The following is a 19,996-nucleotide window of genomic DNA, read 5'->3' as shown; positions in this document are numbered from 1 at the left end:
GCAGCTGGACTGGTGCGACGAGGCGCCCTTCTACACGCTGGGCCCGCTGACCACCGACATCGCCCCCGGCTACGACCACATCACCAGCGGCATCGGCGCGGCGATGATCGGCTGGTACGGCACGGCCATGCTCTGTTACGTGACCCCCAAGGAGCACCTGGGGCTGCCGGACAAGGACGACGTGAAGACGGGCATCATCACCTACAAGCTCGCCGCCCACGCCGCCGACCTGGCCAAGGGTCACCCGGGCGCGCAGATCCGCGACAACGCGCTCTCCAAGTCGCGCTTCGAATTCCGCTGGGACGACCAGTTCAACCTCGGCCTGGACCCGGACAAGGCGCGCGAATTCCACGACGAGACGCTGCCCCAGCACGGCGCCAAGCTCGCGCACTTCTGTTCCATGTGCGGGCCGCACTTCTGCAGCATGAAGATCACCCAGGACGTGCGCGACTACGCCGCCGCACAAGGTCTCACCAACGAAGCCGCGCTCAAGCAGGGCATGGAGACCAAGTCCATCGAGTTCGTCAAGCAGGGCGCCGAGGTGTACCGGAAGGTGTGAGGCCGCCGCGGAGGGCGCCCACGAAAACCTCGACGGTTTTGTGGGCGCGGTGTGCTGCCGACGCGTCGGATTTTTTTACACCGAACCTTCGTCATGACAGTCCGACGCTCCGGCACATGGCGAACACCGCCGACGCCGCCCGGAGACCGCCATCAAACGTCATACTTCCTCGGCATTCCTCGCACATCCATCGACTCGATAACCCGTTATTGAAAAAGGGAATTTCTGCGCCGCCACATTGATCGAAGTGCTCGCACACCGGGTCGCCATGGCCGCTCGGGTCCTCGCGGCCCAACCCTTGCTGTACGAAGGAATGCCGCTTGCTACCGGCCTCTCCGGGCGAAAACGTTCATCGCCGTTCAGATCCGGAGATCACCAAAAATGAAAAAACGGGGTCGTCAGTTCCTCGCGCTTGCGCTGTCCTGTAGCAGCTTTACCGCCATGGCGGCTGACCAGCTGGTGTGGTCAGAAACCTTCCAGCGGTTCACGCCGACGTTCGCCACTGTCGGTTCGATCAATACGGCATCCGTACCCGGCGGCACGTCCAGCGCGCTGGTGACCGACCCGACTCGCGTCAAGGGGCCGAATGGCGTCGAGTTCGTCGGCGGACGCATCTGGTGGCCCGACCAGCAACTGAACCGCGTCGTGTCCGCGCTGCCCGACGGTTCGGATCTGAAGTCGTACAACGTTTCCGGCGCCTACGACATCGATGTGCAGGGCGGACTGCTGTATGTCACGCGGCAGAACTCGGGCGACATCCTGACGCTCGACCCGTCGCTGCAATTCCCGCCCGCCGATGTGTTCAAGAGCGGGCTGACGTCACCGTTTGCGATCGACGTGACGGCCGACAGCGTGTTCTGGAGTCAGGTCGGCACGTCGAACCGCCTGATGCGCTCGAACCTGGACGGCTCGAACGTGCAGACGCTGCTGACCGGCCTGACCTCGTATGACTTCGAAGTCACCGCCAGCCACATCTACCTGACGACGACCGATGGCTTCGTGAAGCGCAGCAACCTCGACGGCAGCGACCTCACCACGCTGGCCAGCGGGCTGGGCTTCCTCAATGGCATCGACGTCACCGACGACACGATTTACGTTTCGGCGCTGCAGGCGCTGTTCACAACGCCCGCCGGCAACACCACGCTGGGTGCCGGACGTATCGTCAGCATGGCGCTGGACGGCAGCGGTGTCGTGGAAGTCGTCCGGGCGCAGCAGGATTTCGATCCCAACCTGCCGTTCAGCCCGTCGCAGATGCGCGGTGTGGCGGTGCTCGCAGTGCCCGAGCCTTCGTCGTACGCAATGCTGCTGGCGGGACTGGCGCTGACCGGTTTCGCGGCGCGGCGCGTCCGGCGCGACTGAATCAGCCGCTGCATTGAAAGGGGCCGAGAATGCGGCCCCTTTCATTCATGGGCCCCTGCCGCGTTCAGTTTCCGGCCACGGCATCGAGGTGGCGCGTCAGCGCAGAGCGCACGCCCTGCAATGCAGCTACCAGTTCGGACAGTTCGCGCGCCGAACAGCCGGTGGCCGGACCGAGCGTCACCGGAATCGCCCGGGCGCGCCGGCACGTGTCGTGCCCAGCTTCGGTGAGGCTCAGTTCGACCAGACGTTCGTCGGCCGTCGACCGGCGGCGGGTGATCAGCCCTGCGGTTTCCATGCGCTTGAGCAGCGGCGTCAAGGTACCGGAGTCGAGGAACAGCTGTTCGCCCAGTGCCGACACGGTGAGCGCCCGGCCGGCGTCGCCGAGTGCCAGCAACACGAGGTATTGCGGGTAGGTCAGGCCGATCCCGTTGAGCAGCGGCTTGAAGGCCTTGGTCATCGTCAGCGATGACGAGTACAGCGTGAAGCACAGCTGAGCCGTTACCGGCGTGAGATCCATCGCTTCGGGAAGGGCATCGGTTTTCTGTGGCATTGCCCAATCGTAGCAGCAATCAAATTACACCCGGCAACGTGCGGGGCACTTCATGATTGGCGCTACGGCCCGGTGCGAACCTTCCGCGAACGCACGCGCCGCGAGGACGTTTCGCCGCTTTGCCGCCGCCGGTTACCATAGCGCGCGGCGGCACGGGGCAAGGTGGCCCGGCGGGCCGCCTTCACTCACGGGACGGGCAATGCAGATTACTTTCATCGGCGGCGGCAACATGGCCAGTGCGCTGATTGGCGGCTGGATCAGGCGCGGTGGCGACGCGGCGGGCATCAGCGTGGTCGAGCCGCACGCCGAGGCGCGCGCCCGGCTGGCACGCGACTTCGGCGTACGGGCGGTTGAAGCGCCGGACGCGGCTGCGCTGCGCTGCGACCTGATCGTGCTGGCGGTCAAGCCGCAGCAGATGCGCGAGGTGTGCGCCGCACTCGCGCCAGGGCTCGACCACCAGACCGTACTGAGCATCGCGGCAGGCCTGCGCGCGGCCGACCTGTCGCGCTGGCTCGGCGGCTACACGCGCATCGTGCGCGCCATGCCGAACACGCCGGCACTGATCGGTCAGGGCGTGACCGGCCTTTACGCCGACGCCGCGGTCAGCGACAGCGAGCGCGCGCAGGCGGAACAAGTGCTGGCCGCCGTCGGCACCACGGTGTGGGTGGCGGAAGAACGGCTGATCGACGCCGTGACCGCCCTGTCGGGCAGCGGTCCGGCCTATGTATTCCACTTCATCGAAGCCATGGTGCGCGGCGGCGAGGCGCTCGGCCTGAGCGCTGATCAGGCGCACCGGCTCGCGGTCGCCACCTTCACCGGCGCCGCCGCGCTGGCGGCGCAAAGCCCGGAATCGCCCGGCACCCTGCGCGAACGCGTCACGTCCAAGGGCGGCACGACCGAAGCGGCGCTGAAGTCGATGGCCGCCGACGGTGTGGCAGACTCGATCGTGCGCGCACTCGCCGCGGCGGCGGCACGCGGCGCCGAGCTGGGTGACCAGCTGGGTGCGCAATAGGCGCCGACCGCGGCCCGATCCTCTTTCCTTGCTGAATCACCTCACCACGAATCCATGCTGACCGACCTGATCCTGCTCGTCCTGAATGCCGTCGCCGGCTTCGTCACCACATTGCTGCTCGCCCGTTTCTACATGCAGTGGGCGCGTGTCAGCTTCCGCAACCAGCTGGGCCAGTTCGTCATCCAGACCACCGACTGGGCGGTGCTGCCGGCGCGCAAGGTGATTCCCGCTGTGTTCGGCCTCGACATGGCGACCTTCGTCGTGGCCTGGCTGCTGCAGGTCGCGCTGCTGCTGCTGGCGGCCACGCTGCAAGGCGGCCTCGGTGCAGACAACCTGATTCCGCTGATCTTCCTGCGCGGGCTGTTCGAAGTGGCGCGCCTGTCGGTGTGGTTCCTGATCATCGCGCTGCTCATTTCGGCGGTGCTGAGCTGGGTGTCGCCCGGCAATCCGCTGGGCGGCATCCTGGGTGCCGTGACGCGGCCCTTCCTGCAGCCGATCCAGCGCGTCATGCCACCGATCGCCAACGTCGACCTGTCACCGCTGGTACTCATCCTGCTGCTGCAGATCGTGCTCTACCTGATCGATGCGGCGTCGCGGCAGATCTTCGCACTGGTCATGTGACGCGGGCACAGCGGGCTGCGTTGGGCATCGCTGCGCTCACCCCAACCTACGGTTGACGTGTCGAGGCTGCCCGGCTGACATCGCTGCGCTCAACGCTGCCAACTTGCTGCCCCGTTGGTTGGGGTGCGCGCAGCGATGCCCAACAACAAGCTTCGATCATGCACTTCGGGCGGCGCCTGGCCGCCTCTACCGGGCGGTCTTGTCGTTCGCGGGCGTCTCGTACACCACCTGACCCGACACCAGCGTCGCGCACACCTTGCCCAGCAGCTCCCGACCGATGAACGGCGTGTTGCGGCCCTGACTGCGCAAGGTCGCGCGACTGATCATGACGGGTGCGTCGGGGTCGAAGATGCACACGTCGGCGGCACTGCCGATGCGCAGGTGACCGGCGTCCAGTCCGAGCACGCGTGCCGCGTCCGACGTGATGCGGGCGAGCGCCAGCGGCAGCGGCAGATGCATTTCGCGCGCCCATGACAGCGTCAGCGGCAGCAGCAGTTCCAGCCCGGTGGTGCCCGGTTCGGCTTCGGCGAACGGCACCTGCTTGGCGTCGTCATCCACCGGCGTGTGATCGGAACACAGCGCGTCGATGCGGCCGTCGGCCAGCGCGGCGCGCAGTGCCTCGCGGTCGAACTGCGCGCGCAGCGGCGGAATGGTGCGGCACTGCGGGTCGAAGTAGCCGATGTCGACATCGCACAGGTGCAGCGAGTGGATGGCGACGTCGCAGCTCACCTTCAGCCCGTCGAGCCGTGCCTGATCGATCAGCATCAGCCCGGCCCGGCTGGAAATGCGCGCCAGATGCAGGCGACAGCCGGTGGCGCGGGCCAGTTGCAGCATCTGGCCGATGGCCAGCGTTTCGGCGAGTATCGGTATGCCGGTCAGACCGAGCCGCGCGGCCACTTCGCCTTCGTGCGCCACGCCATCGGACGACAGGTGCAGATCGGTCGGCTGCAGCCATACGGTGTAGCCGAACGTGGCGGCGTACTGCATGGCGCGGAACAGCACCTGCGTGTCGGCCACCGGCACATTGGCCTGGCTGAACGCAATGCAGCCGGCGTCGAACAGTTCGCCCATTTCGGTGAGCCGCTGACCTTTCAGGCCCATGGTCAGCGCGCCGTGCGGATACACATGCGCGAGGTTGAGCATGCGTGCGCGGTGCTTCAGCATTTCCACCAGCCCCGGCTCATCCAGCACCGGGTCGGTGTCCGGCGGGCAGGCCAGACTGGTGATGCCGCCGGCGACCGCGGCGGCCATTTCGGATTCCAGCGTGGCACGGTACTCCAGCCCCGGCTCGCGCAGCCGCGCGCACAGGTCGATCAGGCCCGGCGCGACGATGCGTCCGGTGGCGTCGAGGACGCGGTTGGCGTGAAAGCCGTCCGGTGCGTCGCCCAGCGCGACCACCTTGCCGGCGGCGATGTACAGGTCGGTCGGCGCATCGATGTCCTGCGCCGGGTCGATCAGGTGACCGCCCTTGATGTGGATCTTCATGCGTTGACTCCGGCGGAGGTCTGTCGAAATGAGTCGAGGGGTGCCATCACGCTTCAACAGACCCCAGCATCGCCATGACAGCCATCCGCACGGCGATGCCGAAAGTGACCTGCGGCAGGATGACGGCCTGCCGACCGTCGGCCACCGCCGAGTCGATTTCGACGCCGCGGTTCATCGGCCCCGGGTGCAGCACGATGGCGTCCGGCTTGGCCAGCGCCAGCTTTTCCTGCGTCAGGCCGAAGAACTTGAAATATTCCTGCGGGCTGGGCAGCAGCGAGCCCTGCATGCGTTCGTTCTGCAGCCGCAGCATCATCACGACATCGACGCCGCGCAGACCTTCTGCCATGTCGTGGAAGACGCGACAGCCCAGCCGGTCGATGTCGGCCGGCAGCAGCGTTTTCGGCGCGATGGCGCGCAGGTCGGGCACGCCCAGCGTGGTCAGTGCGTGGATCTGGCTGCGCGCCACGCGCGAATGCAGGATGTCGCCGACGACGGCCACCGACAGCTGCGTGAAGTCGCGCTTGTAGTGGCGGATGGTGTACATGTCGAGCAGGCCCTGCGTCGGGTGCGCGTGCCGCCCGTCGCCGGCGTTGATGACGTGGATGTGGTCGCGGCCGGTCGCTTCGAGGTGCTGGGCGATCAGGTAGGGCGCGCCGCTGGAGGCGTGGCGCACGACGAACATGTCGGCCTGCATCGCGGCGAGGTTGTCCACCGTGTCGAGCAGCGTTTCGCCCTTGTTGGTCGAACTGGTCGAAATGTTCAGGTTGATCACGTCGGCCGACAGGCGCTTGGCGGCGATTTCGAAGGTGGTGCGGGTGCGCGTGCTGTTTTCGAAGAACAGGTTGAACACGCTTTTGCCGCGCAGCAGCGGCAGCTTCTTCACCTCGCGTTCGGCCACCACCGTGAACGGCTCGGCGGTGTCGAGGATGCGCGTGATGACGTCGCGCGGCAGGCCTTCGGTGGTCAGCAGGTGCTGCAGTTCACCGTGCCGGTTCAGTTGCGGGTTGCGCGCCATGGTCAGCTCCCGGTCAGCCGCAGCGAGAGGGTGTCGCCGTCCTGCGCCAGTTTCACGCGCTGCCCGGGCGGCAAGTCGAGCGTCGCCGCGCAGTAGGTCGGCGCGACCGGCAGTTCGCGCCCGCCGCGATCGACCAGCACGGCCAGTTCGACCCGCAGCGGACGGCCGTAGTCGAACAGTTCGTTCAGCGCGGCGCGCACCGTGCGGCCGGTGTGCAGCACGTCGTCGACCAGTATCAGGTGCCGCCCTTCCACCTCGAAGGGCAGCGACGACGAACGCGTGTCGCGCGCCAGGCCGCGCTTGGCGTAGTCGTCGCGGTAGAAGCTCACGTCGAGCGAGCCAGCCGGCTGCATCAGACCGAGCAGGGCGTGCAGTCGTTGCGCCAGCCACACGCCGCCGGTGTGCAGGCCGACCAGCGCCGTGTCGGCGCCGACCCGCGGGCGAATCTGGTCGGCCAGCACGACCAGCAGGTGTTCTGCGTCAGGCAGTGACATCGAAATAGTCCTTGAGGATGAGCTGGGCCGCGTGTGCGTCCAGTTTCTGCTTGCGGCTGCGCCAGTCGCGCACGCCGCCTTCGTCGCGCAGCTGGCTGTCCGCTTCGGCCGAGGTGTAGCGCTCGTCCTGCAGCACGACCGGCAGGCGGTAGCGCCCTTCGAGCTGGCGCGCAAAGCGTTCGGCGCGCGCCGTCATGTCGTGCGGCACGCCATCGGGCGACAGTGGCAGACCGACCACCAGCGTGACCGGCTTCCATTCGTCGAGCAGTCGACCGACGGCCGACCAGCGGGCGTCGTTGGTTTCGGCATCGAAGGTGAGCAGCGGACTGGCGCTGCGCAGTTCGCATTCGCCCACGGCAACGCCGATGCGTTTTTCGCCGAAGTCGAACGCCAGCACGGTACCGCGCGCAGGAAGACCACCCGGTTCAGGCATGCCCGGCCACGTCGGACAGCGACGCGAAATCGACGCCGAGCAGCTGCATTGCGGCGACCAGGCGTTCTTCCGGCGGCAGGTCGAAAATGATGCCGCTGTCGGCAGGCACGGTGAGCCACGCGTTCTGCGCCATTTCCCATTCGATCTGGCCCGCCTGCCAGCCGGCATAACCGAGCGTGACCAGCACGTCGTTCGGCTCGATTTCGCTGCCCAGCGCCTGCAGCACATCGCGCGACGAGGTCAGGCCGAGGCCGTTGCCGACATCGATGGTGGATTGCCATTCGCCGACCGGGCGGTGCAGCACGAAGCCGCGGTCGGTCTGCACCGGGCCGCCGAAGTAGACCGGCTGGCCCTGGAAGCGCGGCGATTCGAGCGTGAGTTCGATGCGCTCGAACAGGTCTTCGAGCGACATGTCGATCGGCCGGTTGACGATGACGCCGAGCGCGCCCTGATCGTTGTGTTCGCACACCAGCGTGAGCGTGCGGGCGAAATTCTTGTCGGCCATGGCGGGCATGGCGATCAGGAAATGGCCGGTGAGATTGACCGTGGAAGTCAGTGCGTGCGCGTGCATGGCGGGATTTTATCCGTGTTGTGCGTTTGTCGCAGAACCTGTGCGACCTTCGCGACTCGAAAACGCGATCGGATCATGGAGGTGGAAGTGGAAGTGGCAAAGAGTTCGTCCCGGCTGGTGTGGTTCCGTCGCGACCTGCGGGTGGATGACCACGCCGCGCTGTACCACGCGCTGCGCGAAGGCGGCCCGATATGGTGCGCATTCGTGTTCGACACCGAAATACTGGACGAACTGCTGCGCGAAGGCTGGCACGCCGACCGGCGGGTCGAGTTCATCCACGCCGCCATCGTGGAGCTGGACGCGGCCCTGCGCGACCTCGGTGCCGGCCTCATTGTGCGCCACGGCCGCGCGCGCGATCTCGTGCCCGCGCTGGCGCGCGAGCTGGGCGTGGACACCGTGGTCTGCAACCGCGACTACGAACCGGCGGCACAGCTGCGCGACGCCGAGGTCAGCGTCGAACTGGCGCGGCACGGCATCGGTTTCGAACAGTACAAGGATCAGGTCATTTTCGAGTGCGACGAAGTGCTGACGCTGGCGCACAAGCCGTTCTCGGTATTCACCCCGTACAGGAACGCCTGGCTGAAGAAGCTCACGCCCTATCAGCTTCAGGCCTATCCGGTGCGCCGTTACGCGGCCGCACTTGCGGCACGGCCGCCCGCAGACATTCCGTCGCTGGCGGACATGGGGTTCGAGCCGACCAATCTGGCAACGCTGAAACTGCCCACCGGGGCGTCCGGCGCCGAAACGCTGTTCGACGAATTTCTCGACCGGATCGACCGCTACAAGCAGACGCGCGACTTTCCGGCAGCAAAGGGGCCGAGTTACCTGTCGGTGCATCTGCGCTTCGGCACGATATCGGTGCGCAGACTGGCACGCGAAGCGCATGCGCGCGGTGGCGCGGGTGCCGAAGGCTGGCTGAACGAACTGATCTGGCGCGATTTCTACTTCCAGATCCTGTGGCACAACCCGCACGTGCTCAACGGCAGCTTCCGGCCCGAGTTCGACGCCGTGCGCTGGGTGGACGACGAGGTGCGCTTCGCCGCGTGGTGCGAAGGCCGCACCGGATATCCGCTGGTCGATGCGGCGCAGCGCCAGCTGGCGCAGACCGGCTACATGCACAACCGGCTGCGCATGGTCAGCGCGTCCTTCCTGACCAAGGATCTGGGCATTTCCTGGCGGCGCGGCGAGCACTGGTTCGCGCGCACGCTGAACGACTTCGATCTGGCGGCCAACAACGGCGGCTGGCAGTGGGCGGCATCGACCGGCTGCGACGCCCAGCCCTGGTTCCGCATCTTCAACCCGGTCACGCAGTCGGAAAAATTCGACGCCGACGGCCAGTTCATCCGCCGCTACTGCCCGGAACTCGCGAAATTCGACCGCAAGCGCATCCACGCGCCCTGGCTGGCGACGCCGCTGGAACAGCAGATGGCCGGCTGCGTGATCGGCCGCGATTATCCGGCGCCGGTGGTGGATCACGCGGCGGCGCGCGAGGCGACGCTGGAACGGTTCAAGGCGGTGAAGGGGGGCGTGGCGTAGCGGCGGCGGCGTTGGGCATCGCTGCGCTCACCCCAACCTACGGGGTCCGCTGGTCGCGGGGGCTTGTTGGGCGGCGCGGCGCTCACCGCGAACTACGGGTCGGCTGGTCGCGGGTGCTTGTTGGGCATCGCTGCGCTCACCCCAACCTACGGGCGACTTGCGCGGGGGCTTGTTGGGCATCGCTGCGCTCACCCCAACCTGCGGGTGACTTGTTGCGGGTGCCTGTTGGGCATCGCTGCGCTCACCCCAACCTACGGGCGACTTTTTGCGGGTGCTTGTTGGGCATCGCTGCGCTCACCCCAACCTACGGGCGACTTGCGCGGGTGCCTGTTGGGCATCGCTGCGCTCACCCCAACCTACGGGCGACTTGCGCGGGGGCTTGTTGGGCATCGCTGCGCTCACCCCAACCTACGGGAGACTTGCGCGGGTGCCTGTTGGGCATCGCTGCGCTCACCCCAACCTACGGGCGACTTGCGCGGGGGCTTGTTGGGCATCGCTGCGCTCACCCCAACCTACTTGCCACACTCCGTAGGTTGGGGTGAGCGCAGCGATGCCCAACACCCCCTCCCGATACCGAAACCTCTCGCGGGCTCGTCGCCGACTGCCAGCCCGCTGTCCAATCGAAAGCCGGAAACGACGCCTCAGTCCTGCCGGAACACGTCGCGATAGCTCGCGTAGATCGCGCCGAAGGTGACCGGCAGCAGTACCAGCCAGCCCAGCATGGCGGGGATCGACGCCAGCACGACGAGCACGATGTAGATCAGCGCGAACACCAGAAAGGCCGGCGCGTTGCGCAGGCAGGCGTAGAAGCTGACGCGCATCGACTCGATGGCAGTCATGCGGTGGAACATCACCAGCGCGGGCGCGAACCACACGGCCATCAGCACCGGCGCCATCAGCATCACGGCAATCACCAGCAGCAGCGAGGTTGCGGCCGACACGACCAGCAGCGCGGCGAATGCAGCGAGCCCGGCCAGACCGGCGACGATGGCCGACATCAACAGCACGAACAGTGTCACCGCGAGCATCGCGCCCAGATACCAGCCACCCAGCGCGAGCAGCGGATTGACCCGTTCTCCGAAGCCGGCCCACAGATGCGCCAGCTCGAGCGGTTCGCCGCGCGACAACGCGCGGCAACCGTGCATGATGCCGCCCAGCGTCACCATCGCCAGCAAGGTCGCTGCGATGGTGCCGAACAGCGGCACCACATTGAGCGCCACCAGCACCACCGTCCAGATGACGGTGATGACGATCCACAAGCCGGGCGCGGCCAGGAAACACTGCCAGCCCTGGCGCAGCCATTCCAGACCGCGGCCGGCCGGCAGGCCGTGCGACTGAGGCGCCGTGACGTCCGGTACGACGACCGGCTGCGGCGCCGGCTCGAAGGGGTTGTGGCCTGAGCTGTTCATAAGCTGCATGATTCCACATCCGCGCGCGATGTCGTGCGCCGGCTGTCGCGTGCCGTCCACAACCGACGCGCTGCGCCGGCAGGACCTCACACGATGCACGCGCTTGTAACGGGCGCGCGGCGCATGTTCCACTAGACTTCAGAAGTGTTCGGCGACGCTGCAGCGGGTCTGTCGCGCCGCGCCCCTCCGGGAGACCTTCATGAAACTGACCACCTTGTGCGCCGTGTCGGTGCTGCTCGCGTCGTCCGCCGCGCTGGCTGGCGGCATGGGCCACGTACCCGTCACGCCGATCGGCGGCGACCCGTACGGATCGGGCGCCGGTATCGGCGGTGCCGGACCGGGCGGCATGATAGGCCAGCATCCGCGCGACCTGATCCGGCCGAATGCGCGCAGCCGCACGACCAATATCTATCCGACACTGCGTGGCACGCAGATCCGCGACTATTCGCGACCCGGTGTGCGCATCGAGGAAGATGCCTACGGCACCAGCGTGTATCCCACCGCGCCATACGGCAATGTGCGCGACTACCGTCAGCCCGGCTGGCGCATCGAACAGGACCGCTGATCCGCAGCCGCCCCGCCCGGCGGTGATTCCTTCAACCTCAAGACACGCTGGCCGCGCAGCCAGCGCCCTCCTCCGATGACCGAACTTCCGAAACACGAACTGACCATGACGGTGCTGATGACACCCGACATGGCGAACTTCTCCGGCAATGTGCACGGTGGATCGCTGCTCAAGCTGCTCGATCAGGTGGCCTACGCCTGTGCCGCGCGTTTTGCACAGAGCTATGTGGTGACGCTGTCGGTCGATCAGGTCATCTTCCGCAGCCCGATCCACGTCGGCGAACTGGTCACCTTCCTCGCGTCGGTCAACTTCACCGGTACGACGTCGATGGAAGTCGGCGTCAAGGTGATGACGGAGAACATCCGCGAACACACGACGCGTCACACCAACACCTGCTACCTGACCATGGTGGCGATGGATGAGGCGCGCCGCCCGTGCCGCGTGCCGCAGCTCGAGCCGGCCACGCCGGACCAGCGACGGCGCCAGACCGCCGCCAAGGTGCGCCGGCAGATGCGGCTGGAATTCGACCAGCGCTTCCATGAACTGATGCAGGCCGAACAGGCGAAAGCCGGCGAGGTGAACGAATGATCGATTACGAGCACGACATATCCGCCATCGACGCAGCGCTGATCCGGCACGGCATGGCGTCCATCCACCTGCTGCGCGCCGGTGACCAGGCAGCGCTGGTCGACTGCGGCACCGGCCATTCGCTGCCCAATGTGATGGCCGCGCTGGCGCACAAGGGCATCGCCGCCGAACAGCTGCGCTATGTCATCCTGACCCACGTGCATCTGGACCACGCCAGCGGCGCCGGTGCCGCGATGCGCGCTTTTCCGGATGCGCAACTGGTGGTGCATCCGCGCGGCGCACGCCACATGATCGATCCGTCGAAACTGATTGCCGGCGCCACCGAGGTCTACGGCACGCAGGCGATGGACGACATGTATGGCGACATCCTGCCGGTCGACGCGGCGCGCGTGATCGAAACGCATGACGGTTACGTGCTCGACTTCAACGGCCGCACACTCGAATTCATCGACACGCCGGGCCACGCGAAACATCACCACTGCATCTGGGACGCGCGCTCGCGAAGCTGGTTCACCGGCGACACCTTCGGCCTGGCCTATCCGGAATGCACGGTCGATGACCGCGCCTTCATCTTCCCGACCACATCGCCGGTGCAGTTCGATCCGGTCGCGATGCGCACGTCGGTCGAACGTCTGTTGTCGCGGCAGCCGGACGCGATGTTCCTGACCCACTACGGCAAGGTGACCGGCGTACCGACGCTGGGCCGCGCGCTGCTGTCGCGCATCGACGCCCACGTGGCGATCGCCCGGGCGGCCGCCAGTGCCGGTGACGGCCGCAAGCAGGCACTGCTGGCCGCGTTGACCGCATATCTGATGGACGAACTGCGCGCCCACGGCAGCCCGCTCACGCGTGACGAGGCGATGGCCGTGTGGGGGCTGGACATCGAACTCAACGCGCAGGGCCTCGAGGTGTGGCTCGACACTGCAAAGGCCTGATGGCGCGCACCTGATCCCCGCGTGGCGCGGCGATCGGTCGTCGCGCTCGAAATCATGCCGCCAGCGCGCGCAGCAGCACAAACAGGGAAATCAGTTCCGGGTAACGGAATCCGTACTTCCTGCCCATGACGCCGTCCCGCTCGGCCAGAAACCGGTAGACCGCCCACATGTCATCCTGCGTCGCAGCGGCCGCGGCGCGCGCCTTGAAATCCGCCAGCAGCGATGCCTCTTCGCGCGACAGCGCAGTGTCGAAAGCCTGTCGCGCGATTTTCTTCCCGGTGTTCGACCAGGTGATGCGGTCCATGCATCGTGCTCCTCTCCGGTAGCGTTGGCCCCGACGTCACGCGGGTGACGGCTGGGCTATCCTCACGCTGCGCGGCACGTCCGCGCACGCCGTTCAAAAATATAAACAGGAGACTCCCATGCTGCAACGTGTCACGTCGCTGTCCGTCCGGCTGGTCGAAAGATGGCTGCCCGATCCGTTCGTGCTGGTGCTGCTGCTGACGCTGCTGGTATTCGCAGCCGGCATAGGCGTCGAGGGCCAGTCGCCGGTGGCGATGCTCGAGCACTGGGGCAAGGGCTTCTGGAACCTGCTGCAGTTTTCGATGCAGATGGTGCTGATACTCGTGACCGGCTGGGTACTGGCGACGACGCTGTTCTTCCGCCGCATTCTCGAAGCCATCGCAAAACTGGCGCATACGCCGGGGCAGGCCATCCTGCTGGTGAGCGTGGTGTCGCTGGTGGCAAGCTGGCTCAACTGGGGTTTCGGCCTGGTCATCGGCGCGATGTTCGCGCGCCAGCTGGCGCGTGGCGTGACGGGCGTCGACTACCGTCTGCTGATCGCCAGCGCCTACAGCGGCTTCGTCATCTGGCATGGCGGCCTGTCGGGCTCGGTGCCGCTGACGCTCGCCACCGCCGACCACTTCCTCGCCGCCCGCACCGGTGTCATCGCCACCGGCGACACGATCTTCTCGACCTTCAACCTGGTCATCGTGCTGGCGCTGTTCATCTGCGTGCCGATACTGAACCGGCTGATGATGCCGCGACCCGAAGACACGGTGACGGTCGATCCGGCGCTGCTGGTCGAGGTCGAATTCGTGCCCGACACCACCACCGGTACGCCGGCTGCGCGGCTTGACAACAGCATCCTTCTGGCGCAGTCGGTCGGCATCATGGGTCTGGTGTTCTCCGGCTACTACTTCCTGGTCAGCGCCGGTACCCTGAACCTGAACATCGTCAATTTCATGTTCCTGTTCCTCGGCATCATGCTGCACGGGAGGCCGAGTCGATTTTTGGCGGCGATCGGCGACGCAGCGCGCGGCGCCGGCGGCATCATCGTGCAGTTTCCTTTCTATGCCGGCCTGATGGGCATGATCGTCGGCTCCGGGCTCGCGGTCAGCATCTCGAATGTGTTTGTTGCCGTGTCGACCGATGCCACACTGCCGCTGTTTGCCTTTCTCGGTGCCGGACTGGTGAATATCTTCGTGCCGTCCGGCGGGGGGCAGTGGGCGGTGCAGGGACCGATCATGGTCGAGGCTGCCGCCAGCATGGGCGCAGATCTGCCTCGCGTGGCGATGGCGGTGGCCTGGGGCGACGCATGGACCAACCTGATACAGCCCTTCTGGGCCCTGCCCGCGCTGGCCATCGCCGGACTGCGCGCGAAGGACATCATGGGCTACTGCCTCATCACGCTGTTCATGTCGGGCGTGGTGATCGGCCTCGGGCTGACATTCATGCCGTGACCAAGCGGCCGGAGGATCCGCTTCACGCGATGACTTCCGCATGCCGAAGCGACAGTGATCGGCGAAGGTGGCGCGACGACGAAGTCTGCGCCCTTCGCCGATCGAGCAGCGTTCAGCCGCTTGCCCGCAAGCTGGCCAGCAAGGTGATTTCGGGCACGCTGCCGAGTGCCTTCGACAACGGGCAGTCCCGTTTTGCCGCCTGTGCGATCTCCTGGAACCGGGCCTCGTCGAGGCCGGGCACGGAAGCTTCCAGCGTCAGGGCGATGCGGTCGATCACGAAACCCTCTCCGTCGACGCTCAGGCGCACGCTTGCACGGGTGTCGAGCAGGGTGGTAGCGAAGCCGGCCTTGTCGCAGGCAAACGAGAAGGCCATCGTGAAGCAGGCTGCGTGCGCGGCGCCGAGCAGCTCTTCCGGATTCGTACCCTGGCGGTCGTCCTCGAAGCGGCTCGCGAATCCGTATGGATACGCCTTGAGCGCGCCTGTTTGCGTGCTGACCTGGCCCTTGCCCTGCTTGCCCCGGCCTTCCCAGTGAATGTGCGCAGTCTTTTCGTCCATGGTGATTCCTTTCGGTGGGGGGTGATCGGGGTGATCGCTGCGGCCTTGTCACTTCGGACGCGGCGCGTGCAGGGATTTGTCGGGCTGACTCAGGCGTCCGGCGCGCAGTTCCGTTACAGCGGCCGCGACCGACCTTGCAACGTTGCGCACTTCTTCCTGCACCGCCAGATCCTCGTCGAGCGCAGCGTGGCTTTCGCAGTACAACCCGTAGTAACCGATGTAGCGGTCGAGCTTTGCTGTCGAGCCGGCGTCGATGAGGCCCATCCATTCGAGCCAGTCGGTCAGATTGCGACGATGGACTTCGACGCCCGCGACGTCACCATGGACCACCACGCCGAACGCACGCCCCGCCAGGTGTTTGGGATACGCCCAACCTGACTGCTCGAGTTGCCTGGCTTCGTCCAGATGCTTGCCATGCGTCGTGGTCGGGTCCGCATTGCCGCCGTCCGCGCACACCATGCGGTCCATCATCAGTTTCAGCGGGCTCGGCGCCTGATACCAATAGGTCGGAGCCAGCAGAATCACACCGTGCGCCGCGACCCATTTCTCATAGATATCGGCCATCCAGTCGTCGGCCTGGGCCAGCGCATGGTTCGGGTAACACGTGCAGGGCCAGTGACACAAAGGCATCGCGCTCGACACGCAGCCCTTGCAGGGGTAGATGTTGCGTCCGTACTCCGACGTGACCAGACTCAGGTCGAGCACATCGGTGTCGACACCGGCCGCGTTGAGCACCTGCTGCGCGATGCCGGTCAGTCGCCAGGTTTTCGACACCTCTCCCGGACAGGTGCCGTCGTTGCGTGCGCTGCCGCAGACCAGCAGTACGCGCGACCGGGTGGCGCTGTCCTGCCAGCGCACCTGTGCGTCCTGCAAGCGCTGGCGTGTATCGAGCCATTGCACGGACAGTTCGTAGGCCGGATCGGCAAAGTCACTGCCTGCAGGCGTCGTGACGGGTGCCTTGCGCCCATCTCGCAGTGCCTGCCAGGCGATCTCCTCGAGGCGTGCGATGGCTGCGCGCTCACCGGCGAACGCCGGGTCGTAGAAACGTACTTCGAAACGGTCGTGGAACTGTTCGCGCGTCAAGGCTGCAGGCGCCTGCCCCTTGCGGATGGCTGTCATGTCGATGCTTCACTCCGGCTGCCGATCGAAGATGGAGGGCGCGCGCCGGCCGCCCTGCCATGCGTCGCGCACCGACCTGCACGTGCCACCCCGGCCATCCGAAGACTCCGGACGATCGAGGCGAAGAACGCCAACGTTGCATGCGATCCTTGCAGCCATGAAGGACGCCGTCTGTGTGTCAGCGCACCGATCCGTCGGACGCCCGGCGTCCGCTGGCATGCGGGAGAGGTCGTACAGCGCCCTGCGGCGAATGGCGAATCGCGGATGGCGGAGCCTGACCGCGGATGTGGTGCGCTGCCGGGCTGGCTCAAAGGCCGGCCGGTACCGGCAAGCGAATGGCTCGACGCGTGAACGATCTGCATCAAGCCGGATGCAACGGGCCGCATGCGCAGTCCGCGCGCACCGGTGCCGGGCGCACCCGCGAAGAAGTGCCGGCTAACCCGATGCTGGAGCAGCGCACCGCCGAGCATGGTCCCTCCCGGCCTGATCCTGTCGGGGACGGTCGTCGGCGACCCCGCTGTCGCACAGCCGTCTATCGATAGCGGGCCGCAGTGATGAACTGGCCGAAGGTTTCGCACCACACGATGACCGTCGTGTAGCGCGCGACATCGATCGACGGCGGCACCTCGACGACGAAATTGTCGAAGGTGCGCACGTCGCCGACGCGCACCATGGCCGATTTCAGGCGCGCGAAATCGGCTTCCGTCTCGACGAATTCCGGCGACAGGTAAAGCTTGTAGTCCGGCCCGGGTGCCAGCCGGCCGGTCAACGCAATGCGCTCGCGCCCGATCGACACCGTACCTTCGCCCCAGTGCAGCAGATCGCTGTCCTTCAGGTCGCGCCGGAACTGGCCGGTGAACATCGCACCTCCCGCGGCAGACGCGGCTTCGGCCGCGGTCGGTGACGGGGGTGCCGTGAGGATGGGCAGGGCGTAGATGCCCAGCGCGAAGCCGATGCCGAGCATGGCGGCGTGGGAGGCGATGAGCAGAACCGGGCGTTTCATGATTCCTCAAGCGTAGCGCGGGACGCGCCATCGGTGTGATGCACGTCATTCCACGAGTTGGCCGGCATGACGCTAGCCGAGCGCCCGCTCGATGAAGTGTCGCGGCACACGCGCCTTGGGCGTACGGTCGGGGAACCAGCTGCGCACGTCCTCGTCCAGCCCGATGCCGTGCATGTAGTTGTAAAGCGCCTTGTTGAGTGCGATGCCCAGCGCGTCGTGGTCTGTACCGACCGGGTCGACGAAGCCGACGTCGTTCTTCGCAAAGGTCACCGGCGGCAATGGCAGCAGCGTGACGCCGTATTCCTCCGGATTGAGACCGACCGGCGAATGCACGGTGCACACGAAGCGGTGGAAGAAGCCGGACTGGATGCAGCCGGCGGCGAACAGCTGGCGCACGTACTCGAGCGCATCCACCGTGTCCTGCACGGTCTGGGTCGGAAAGCCGTACATCAGATAGGCATGCACCAGGATGCCGGCATCGGCGAAGCCCTTGGTGACGCGCGCCACCTGATCGACCGACACGCCCTTCTTCATCAGCTTCAGCAGCCGGTCGCTGGCCACTTCCAGCCCGCCGGAAATCGCGATGCAGCCGCTGTCGGCCAGCTCCAGGCAGAGCTCGGGCGTGAAAGACTTCTCGAAGCGGATATTGCCCCACCATGAAATGCTGACGTCGCGCCGCTTCAGTTCGGCGGCGAAGGCACGCAGCGATTTCGGCGGTGCGGCTTCATCGACCAGATGGAAGCCGGTCTGGCCGGTTTCGGCGACGATGGCCTGCACGCGGTCGACCAGCGTGGTCGCACTGGCGGCGTCGTAGCGCGAAATGTAATCGAGGCTCACGTCGCAGAAGCTGCACTTCTTCCAGTAGCAGCCGTGCGCCACGGTGAGCTTGTTCCAGCGTCCGTCCGACCACAGCCGGTGCATCGGATTGAGCATGTCCAGCAGCGACAGGTAGCGGTCGAGCGGCAGGCCGTCCCAGGTCGGCGTACCGACATCGTCGAAGGCGATGTCGGGTTCGACGAAATTGACGTACTGCACCGCGCAGGCATCGTTGCGCACGAAGGTGCGCACCAGCCGCTGCGCGGAACGCCGGCCGGCCAGATGGTCGAGCAGCGCGAGCAGCGGACGCTCGCCGGCGTCCAGCGTCACGTAGTCGAAAAAGTCGAACACGCGCGGCTCGGACAGCTCGCGCAGTTCGGTATTCACGTAGCCGCCGCCCAGCACGGTGACGATGGACGCGTCATGCGCCTTGATCGCCTGCGCGATGCGGAAGGCGGCATACACCGCGCCCGGGAAAGGCACCGACAGCAGCACGATGCGCGGTGCGTGGCGCTCGATCGCGGCGAGTGCGAGCCGCTGCAGCGCACCGTCGATCAGGGTTGGCGGCGCGGCCAGCGCCTGCGCAAGCGGATCGAAGGTGGGCTGGCTCTGTGCCAGCGATTCGGCGTAGCGCACGAATTCGAACCGGTGGTCGACCGCCAGCCGGATCGCGTCGGCGACATCGTTCAGGTAGAGCGTGGCGAAGTGGCGGGCGCGGTCCTGCACGCCGAGCGCACCGAATGCCCAGCCGAGCGGGTCGCCGCCGTCTTCGTCGATATAGATGTCGAGCGATTCGAAACGCGGCCCCTCGGGCAGGAAGCCGCGCGACGCGATGCGATGCGCCAGCGTGGGGTCGCGCCCCTGCAGGAAACCGAGGGTGGCGGCCATCGTCGCGGCGTAGCGATCGAACTGCACGGCAAAACTCGTCAGGCTGGGCGGTCGCTCATGTTCCGGCAGGTCGGCGACGGCGTCGCGTACGGCGCGCAGGCCGTCGGCCGACAGCAGATCGAGCACCAGCGCAAGCGCCAGGTCCTCCTGTACCGCATCGATGCCCTGCGCGCGCAGAAAACCCGTCAGATAGGCGGTCGACGGATAGGGCGTGTTGAGCTGCGTCATCGGCGGAATGACGGACAGCACGCGCGGGCGGGTGAAGTCGGGGGAATGCGTGGCAGTCATGGTCGATGGGCGCCGCAACAGACGGCGCCGGCGCAGGGTAACCGAAGCCCGACGGCGCGGGAATGGGCGGCGCGCGGGCAGAGCGGGGGGGGGGCGGCGGGCATCGCGGCGCTCACGCAGGCTGCGGTCGGCTTGTCGCGGGGCCTGTTGGGCATCGCTGCGCTCACCCCAACCTACGGGGTCGGCTTGTCGCGGGGCCTGTTGGGCATCGCTGCGCTCACCCCGACCTACGGGGTCGGCTTGTCGCGGGGCCTGTTGGGCATCGCTGCGCTCACCCCAACCTACCGGGGCCGCTTGTCGCGGGGCTTGTTGGGCATCGCTGCGCTCACCCCAACCTACGGAGTCGGCTTGTCGCGGGGCCTGTTGGGCATCGCTGCGCTCACCCCAACCTACGGGTGGCTTGTCGCGGGGCTTGTTGGGCATCGCTGCGCTCACCCCGACCTACGGAGTCG

At 66.7% G+C, this 19,996-nt stretch carries 21 protein-coding genes; 9 read left to right on the top strand and 12 right to left on the bottom strand.

What is annotated here, in order from left to right:
- Both Q8Q80_RS12430 and Q8Q80_RS12425 read left to right on the top strand, forming a co-directional pair.
- Positions 1-559 (top strand): phosphomethylpyrimidine synthase ThiC (locus Q8Q80_RS12430; RefSeq protein WP_305633213.1); only part of this gene is annotated, 559 nt, incomplete at its 5' end.
- Between the two features lie 381 nt (positions 560-940).
- Positions 941-1,918, top strand: coding sequence for a PEP-CTERM sorting domain-containing protein (locus tag Q8Q80_RS12425; RefSeq protein WP_305633212.1), 978 nt, complete (start codon positions 941-943; stop codon positions 1,916-1,918).
- 64 nt (positions 1,919-1,982) lie between these two features.
- Here Q8Q80_RS12425 and Q8Q80_RS12420 read toward each other — a convergent pair whose 3' ends face one another.
- Positions 1,983-2,468, bottom strand: coding sequence for a MarR family winged helix-turn-helix transcriptional regulator (locus tag Q8Q80_RS12420; RefSeq protein WP_305633211.1), 486 nt, complete (start codon positions 2,466-2,468; stop codon positions 1,983-1,985).
- Positions 2,469-2,667: 199 nt separating this feature from the next.
- On the opposite strand from Q8Q80_RS12420, the gene proC reads away from it, so the two are divergent.
- Both proC and Q8Q80_RS12410 read left to right on the top strand, forming a co-directional pair.
- Positions 2,668-3,480, top strand: coding sequence for a pyrroline-5-carboxylate reductase (gene proC, locus Q8Q80_RS12415; RefSeq protein ID WP_305633210.1), 813 nt, complete (start codon positions 2,668-2,670; stop codon positions 3,478-3,480).
- 54 nt (positions 3,481-3,534) lie between these two features.
- On the top strand, positions 3,535-4,101 hold the full coding sequence (locus tag Q8Q80_RS12410; RefSeq protein ID WP_305633209.1) for a YggT family protein: 567 nt from the start codon (positions 3,535-3,537) through the stop codon (positions 4,099-4,101).
- A gap of 186 nt (positions 4,102-4,287) precedes the next feature.
- Here the strand turns inward: Q8Q80_RS12410 and Q8Q80_RS12405 are convergent, their stop codons facing one another.
- Genes Q8Q80_RS12405 through Q8Q80_RS12385 form a run of 5 tightly spaced genes read right to left on the bottom strand, consistent with a single transcriptional unit; the run spans position 4,288 to position 8,099 of the window.
- Positions 4,288-5,586, bottom strand: coding sequence for a dihydroorotase (locus Q8Q80_RS12405; RefSeq protein ID WP_305633208.1), 1,299 nt, complete (start codon positions 5,584-5,586; stop codon positions 4,288-4,290).
- A gap of 46 nt (positions 5,587-5,632) precedes the next feature.
- Positions 5,633-6,601: an aspartate carbamoyltransferase catalytic subunit gene (locus Q8Q80_RS12400; protein ID WP_257082451.1), complete on the bottom strand. Its 969-nt coding sequence runs from the start codon at positions 6,599-6,601 to the stop codon at positions 5,633-5,635.
- Positions 6,602-6,603: 2 nt separating this feature from the next.
- Positions 6,604-7,095: a bifunctional pyr operon transcriptional regulator/uracil phosphoribosyltransferase PyrR gene (pyrR, locus tag Q8Q80_RS12395; protein WP_305626002.1), complete on the bottom strand. Its 492-nt coding sequence runs from the start codon at positions 7,093-7,095 to the stop codon at positions 6,604-6,606.
- The gene (gene ruvX / locus Q8Q80_RS12390; protein WP_305633207.1) at positions 7,082-7,528 is read right to left on the bottom strand and encodes a Holliday junction resolvase RuvX; all 447 of its coding nucleotides are present in this window, start codon (positions 7,526-7,528) and stop codon (positions 7,082-7,084) included. The genes pyrR and ruvX overlap by 14 nt, the downstream gene beginning before the upstream one ends.
- On the bottom strand, positions 7,521-8,099 hold the full coding sequence (locus Q8Q80_RS12385) for a YqgE/AlgH family protein (RefSeq protein WP_305633206.1): 579 nt from the start codon (positions 8,097-8,099) through the stop codon (positions 7,521-7,523). Before Q8Q80_RS12385 ends, ruvX begins: the two co-directional genes overlap by 8 nt.
- 75 nt (positions 8,100-8,174) lie before the next feature.
- Between Q8Q80_RS12385 and Q8Q80_RS12380 the strand changes: the two genes are divergently transcribed.
- Positions 8,175-9,635, top strand: coding sequence for a deoxyribodipyrimidine photo-lyase (locus tag Q8Q80_RS12380; protein WP_305633205.1), 1,461 nt, complete (start codon positions 8,175-8,177; stop codon positions 9,633-9,635).
- A 641-nt stretch (positions 9,636-10,276) separates the two neighbouring features.
- On the opposite strand, the gene Q8Q80_RS12375 is transcribed toward Q8Q80_RS12380, so the two are convergent.
- The gene (locus tag Q8Q80_RS12375; RefSeq protein ID WP_305633204.1) at positions 10,277-11,053 is read right to left on the bottom strand and encodes a BPSS1780 family membrane protein; all 777 of its coding nucleotides are present in this window, start codon (positions 11,051-11,053) and stop codon (positions 10,277-10,279) included.
- Between the two features lie 190 nt (positions 11,054-11,243).
- Here Q8Q80_RS12375 and Q8Q80_RS12370 point away from each other — a divergent pair, with 190 nt between their 5' ends.
- The 3 genes from Q8Q80_RS12370 to Q8Q80_RS12360 all read left to right on the top strand — a co-directional run bounded on the left by Q8Q80_RS12370 (position 11,244) and on the right by Q8Q80_RS12360 (position 13,132).
- On the top strand, positions 11,244-11,609 hold the full coding sequence (locus Q8Q80_RS12370; RefSeq protein WP_305633203.1) for a hypothetical protein: 366 nt from the start codon (positions 11,244-11,246) through the stop codon (positions 11,607-11,609).
- Between the two features lie 75 nt (positions 11,610-11,684).
- Positions 11,685-12,197: an acyl-CoA thioesterase gene (locus tag Q8Q80_RS12365; RefSeq protein ID WP_305633202.1), complete on the top strand. Its 513-nt coding sequence runs from the start codon at positions 11,685-11,687 to the stop codon at positions 12,195-12,197.
- Entirely contained in the window at positions 12,194-13,132 is a 939-nt protein-coding gene (locus tag Q8Q80_RS12360) for an MBL fold metallo-hydrolase (protein WP_305633201.1), read from the top strand. The genes Q8Q80_RS12365 and Q8Q80_RS12360 overlap by 4 nt, the downstream gene beginning before the upstream one ends.
- 52 nt (positions 13,133-13,184) lie before the next feature.
- On the opposite strand, the gene Q8Q80_RS12355 is transcribed toward Q8Q80_RS12360, so the two are convergent.
- Complete coding sequence (locus tag Q8Q80_RS12355; RefSeq protein ID WP_305633200.1) at positions 13,185-13,436, bottom strand: hypothetical protein; 252 nt, start codon at positions 13,434-13,436, stop codon at positions 13,185-13,187.
- A gap of 118 nt (positions 13,437-13,554) precedes the next feature.
- Here Q8Q80_RS12355 and Q8Q80_RS12350 point away from each other — a divergent pair, with 118 nt between their 5' ends.
- A complete protein-coding gene (locus tag Q8Q80_RS12350) occupies positions 13,555-14,874 on the top strand; it encodes a short-chain fatty acid transporter (RefSeq protein WP_305633199.1) in 1,320 nt (439 codons plus the stop codon).
- Positions 14,875-14,986: 112 nt separating this feature from the next.
- Here Q8Q80_RS12350 and Q8Q80_RS12345 read toward each other — a convergent pair whose 3' ends face one another.
- The 4 genes from Q8Q80_RS12345 to Q8Q80_RS12330 all read right to left on the bottom strand — a co-directional run bounded on the left by Q8Q80_RS12345 (position 14,987) and on the right by Q8Q80_RS12330 (position 19,544).
- The gene (locus Q8Q80_RS12345) at positions 14,987-15,430 is read right to left on the bottom strand and encodes an OsmC family protein (protein WP_305633198.1); all 444 of its coding nucleotides are present in this window, start codon (positions 15,428-15,430) and stop codon (positions 14,987-14,989) included.
- 48 nt (positions 15,431-15,478) lie between these two features.
- Positions 15,479-16,549, bottom strand: a complete 1,071-nt coding sequence (locus Q8Q80_RS12340; protein WP_305633197.1) for a flavodoxin family protein — start codon at positions 16,547-16,549, stop codon at positions 15,479-15,481.
- 532 nt (positions 16,550-17,081) lie between these two features.
- Complete coding sequence (locus Q8Q80_RS12335) at positions 17,082-17,552, bottom strand: DM13 domain-containing protein (RefSeq protein WP_305633196.1); 471 nt, start codon at positions 17,550-17,552, stop codon at positions 17,082-17,084.
- 72 nt (positions 17,553-17,624) lie between these two features.
- The gene (locus Q8Q80_RS12330) at positions 17,625-19,544 is read right to left on the bottom strand and encodes a radical SAM protein (protein WP_305633195.1); all 1,920 of its coding nucleotides are present in this window, start codon (positions 19,542-19,544) and stop codon (positions 17,625-17,627) included.
- Positions 19,545-19,996: the final 452 nt, after the last annotated feature.

The organism is Methyloversatilis sp. (genome assembly GCF_030698125.1).
In the GTDB taxonomy this organism is placed as follows: domain Bacteria; phylum Pseudomonadota; class Gammaproteobacteria; order Burkholderiales; family Rhodocyclaceae; genus Methyloversatilis.
This window is presented reverse-complemented; position numbering and strand designations above follow the sequence as displayed.